3 protein-coding genes are annotated in these 4,616 nt (G+C 40.0%); all 3 read right to left on the reverse strand.

The annotated features are described in order from the left end of the window. Window positions 1-570 precede the first annotated feature (570 nt). Entirely contained in the window at window positions 571-1,206 is a 636-nt protein-coding gene (locus BO26_RS17995; RefSeq protein ID WP_036773899.1) for a two component system response regulator, read from the reverse strand. 1 nt (window position 1,207) lies between these two features. Further along, window positions 1,208-4,009, reverse strand: a complete 2,802-nt coding sequence (locus BO26_RS18000; RefSeq protein ID WP_036773900.1) for a two component system sensor kinase — start codon at window positions 4,007-4,009, stop codon at window positions 1,208-1,210. Between the two features lie 422 nt (window positions 4,010-4,431). Next, window positions 4,432-4,616 (reverse strand): hypothetical protein (locus BO26_RS18005; protein WP_036773901.1); only part of this gene is annotated, 185 nt, incomplete at its 5' end.

Consider the following 4,616-nt stretch of genomic DNA (forward strand, 5'->3'; position numbering starts at 1 on the left):
TTTAATTCTTTAATTCTTTAATTCTTTAATTCTTTAATTATCAATATTAATGATAAACCTCAATATATTTACATGTATTATTATATACATTACCCACACTATACATTCAATAAAAACTAAATTAATAACTTATTAAATACAAAATAAAGACTTTATTTTTTGGAGTAAAAACAAATATTAACTTTAACATTACAAATAAATGTTAAATAATATTTTCAAAGAATTAAGCCATTATTTAAAACAACCATTGCCAGTACTAACCCATTAAACATAAAATTTATTTAATTAAATGGCAACATTAAAAAATAAAATTATTAAATAAAAACAAAAGGTTAACCAACGAACTATTTAAGAAATTAATCGAAAATGAGAATAAACCTGCAATAATAAAATAACATTTTTACATTAATCCTTAATAAAACATTATTGTCAGTCCCACACATTAAAAAATCATAAATTCAATTTATATATTATTGTCAAATACAAAAACAGCCCTATAAATCGGGCTGTTTCTGCAAGCTATGTCTAATAGACAATTGTCATCCAACAGCATTAATGCTGTCTGCATGATCAAGTTATTAATCCCAACTTTCTCGAGTAGTTAAGTAATTCAGTTACCTTATGAACTTTGAGTTTTCGCATCATATTAAGGCGGTGAGTTTCTACTGTTTTAACACTAATACTTAGCATCTCGGCAATATTACGATTACCATTGCCTTCGCTAATTAGCTGTAAGATTTGGCGCTCGCGCCGAGTAAGTAATGTACTGTCATCATTCGTTCCCTCCCCTAACAGGTGAACAGCCTCCTGATTCAGGTTAGGATCAATGTAACTTTTTTTGGCTGCAACGCTGGTAATTGCAGCCAGTAATATCTGCTGTGAACTCGTTTTCAAAACATAAGCTAATGCCCCAGCACGTAATACACGGCTGGCCGTTAATTCATCATCATGGGCAGTAAGGGCAAGTATGCGCAAATCCGGCCAGCGTTGACAAAGCTGTGGAATAATATCCAGTCCATTTAACCCCGGAAGGCCAAGATCAAGAATAACAATATCCGGTGCCAGATCCCGGCAGGCAGCATAAACAGATAGCCCATCATCAACCTGCGCGACGACCTGGTAACGCGGATATGCAGCAAGAAGGTTCTTTATTCCATCTATGATCAGCTCATGATCATCCACTAGCAAAACTTTATAGCAAATCATATTAGGACCTCGCGGAAAAAGGTGCATTCTGCTCGTGTTCCTCAGCAGAGCACAGTGTTGCATTAATCAATTTTCGTAGTTTCATCAGCTCATTCTCTTGCGGCAGAGCACCGTTATGTACCTGGTTTTCCATCTCAACAATGATACATAACAACGAATTAAGCCCTGCCTGCCCACTCACTCCTTTCATGGAATGTAAGAGCTTTTCTAATACCTCCTGTTGAGTAACATGTTGTTCAACTTCATCGAGTAAAGTTAATAATTCCCTGCGGACCTTTTCCTGCATACGCAATAAGTTCATGGACAGTAATGGCTTGTCTGTTTCTTGCTGTACCATCAGCTCAATATCACGCCGTAACTGATATTCCGCTGTCATTTCTAATATTTGAGCCAATTGGTTAATCGTAACCGGCTTAGATATGTAATCATTCATCCCCGCCTGAGCGGCGCGCTCTTTTTCCTCGGCTATCGTATTTGCCGTCAGAGCAACAATCATACATTCCGGGTCCTGATTATCAGAGTCAACACGCCAAAGTCGAGTAGTTTCCAGACCGTCACATTGCCCCGGCATCAATATATCCATCAATACCAGATCAAAACGGTAACGTCTGCCTAACAATAATGCTTCTGTACCATCCTTAGCGTACTGCACTTCCTGACCTAACCGGGTCAGCATCATGCCAATGATGTCTCGGTTCGTCGCAGCATCATCCACCAATAACACACACATACGCCAGGGTTGCAACGGTACGTTGTCCTGCGCAGGTGGAGGTGTTCCAGATAGCTGACGCTCTACAATATCCCGCAGGCGACCGGGCAAAAAACGTAAATCATTGGCAGATAACTCGCCGTAATGCTGTTCTGACAAACAGGTGAGGCCCCATGCCATTAGTTGACGATGTAAAGCCAATGGTGCATCGACGTCTCCTTGCAATAACTCTGGCTCAATAAAATCTGTCAGTGGCAGTTGAAATATCACGCTGGTGCCTAATCCAAGAGCACTGTTGAACCTTAAACTTCCTCCCATCATTTTGGCTAGCGTAGCCGCAATAGCCAGACCAAGCCCTGTGCCCTGAGCATGTTCTTGCACCTGATAAAAAGGATTAAATACCGATGAGATATTTTCTGGTGCCACACCACATCCGCTATCAGTGACATCGAAAATCAGTGTGTTATCTGAACGGGTAACAGTCAGACAAATTCCACCATCATCGGTAAATTTGCAGGCATTTCCTAACAAATTCACCAAAATTTGCCTGACACGGATTGCATCAAGAACTAATGATTGTGGCACATCAGCGGCGACAAAAGTTTCTAACGTCAACCTTTTATTGTGTGCCATTCCCTGTATCGTCGCCATTGACTGATCCAACAACGGTAACAACTGACAGGTTGCATACTGCAATTCAACTTGCCCGGCTTCAATACGCGAAAAATCAAGTAATTTATTGATAATAAACAGTAAAGATAATGTACATTGGTGTGCCGTTTCTGCAAGTTGCAGTTGTTCGTTATCCATTTCGCTGGTCTTCAACAGTTCCAATGCACCCAATGTTCCGCTGAGCGGCGTTCTCAATTCATGGCTGATCGTCGTCAGATGGCGACTTTTACGCTTATTGGCTAACTCTGCCTGTTGTTTTGCTTCCGTTAATGCTTTGGTACGCTCCGCTACCTTGTTTTCTAATGTGGAATATTGCTGATTCAGGGTATCCAGTAACGCATTATAAGCTCTGGCTATCTGACCCAGCTCGTCACGCCGATTCTCCGGCAGACGAACATCCAGAGCGCTCGGCCCGGTTTTATCAATAATATCCACAAACTGCCATAACGGTTTGGCTAAGTAATGATGCAACATCCAGAATAAAGTCAGCGTTATCATTAATAAAATAACCAGCGCAAAAGGCAGCTGAATAATCGCCTGATCAATGATTTCCTGAAATAGACCTCTGGTAGGATACAGTACCAATTGCTGCCAACCAGGGCCTTTAAGCTGGATGCGTAATACCTGATAACCGGGAATATATTGCCAGCCATCATGTAATTTAACTTTCTTCAGCAATGCTAAAATATGTTGCTCTTGATCCTGCGGTAATTTCCCTTTGAAAAACGGCAATAATTGTTGATTGCTGTCCAACCAGAGATCGATATCATAATTAGTGACTGCTTGTCCGTATGATAATAGATCATTGAATTTAATCGCGTATCCAGTCAGTCGCCCCATTTTATCACTCGCAGCGACCGAGATGCTCCAGCCACTGCCGGGAATATGCTCTGGCTGCCCCCAATAAATATTATCGTGATTGGGACTCATGGGAAAATTCGCCAATTCAAGACACCGTTTGACAAAATAATCATCTGAGATTTTTTCCGGAGGATAAATCGATATCCCTTGAGATCGCTTAAAAATAAAACTGTCCAGATAATAAGCTTGTCCGGCAGCGCCATATGCCTGAATAAACCAGTTATCCTGACTTATTTCGTGATCGGGCTGGCAAATACTGCCATCGATGGGAAGATATTTGCTATCAGTATTCGACGTAATATTTTTATCATTCTCATACTTTTCATAATAAGCATCGTAGCGCCTCGCCAGCTCCTGCGCATCTTTCTCAGCATCTTCAAAACGATGATTACTTAAATCTGCCCGTAAAGTCGCAAGATGTGATAACTCATCCATCATATGCTGGTGTGCATGTCTGAAAGAAAAAAAGGCTGTCGCTATAACAGAAATCAGCCATATAAGGAATAGCGTAAGTGATAGAAACAACGTGAGTTTAATCACTAATGATGAGCGTGTTCTCATTTTATAATCTCCTTATTATTCAGAGATACTTCCTGGTGAAAAACCCAAATTACTCTGTGCCTATCACGTCAAATTAACCACAGGTTTAGCCGTTACCTTATTGGGTTATATCTTTCCGGTACTCTATATTCAAGAAAAACACACTAGAAGATAATAAATACTTTATGGCAGATAACAATCAGATAAAACTTATCAAAATTATTTAACTAAATTATGATCAAGATCAATTTTACACTTATTTCATCTCAACAAAGCCCAAACGAAAGTGAATATCTGCCAGCGAAACGTTTTTCTTATCACTGGCAGTCGGTTATTCACAAACAGAAGTTCCCCTTCCCACAAGCAATACTTAATGTGGGAAAGGGTGAGTGCTTTTTAAGCAGGCTGCCGGGTTAAGCTACTTGGTAGGTGTTGTTTATTATTCATTCATCCCATTCTTCTTCATCTGTTTTATCACCATTATCATCCCCCTCCTTGTCCTCGTCTCTGCCGTGAATTGCCTCAAATCTCCTCTTGAAAACACTTTCTAATGTATTTTCTTTCTCCCTATCTTTCTTTCTTTGTTCTTGTTCCTTATCTATGTCTTCACTCGATTTCGCGCTATTCG

Source organism: Photorhabdus australis DSM 17609 (assembly GCF_000711895.1).
Lineage (GTDB): Bacteria > Pseudomonadota > Gammaproteobacteria > Enterobacterales > Enterobacteriaceae > Photorhabdus > Photorhabdus australis.

What these genes read in the sequence shown, in the direction of transcription:
- BO26_RS17995 (WP_036773899.1), bottom strand. Translation starts at nt 1,206, where the DNA reads ATGATTTGCTATAAAGTTTTGCTAGTGGATGATCATGAGCTGATCATA.
- BO26_RS18000 (WP_036773900.1), bottom strand. Translation starts at nt 4,009, where the DNA reads ATGAGAACACGCTCATCATTAGTGATTAAACTCACGTTGTTTCTATCA.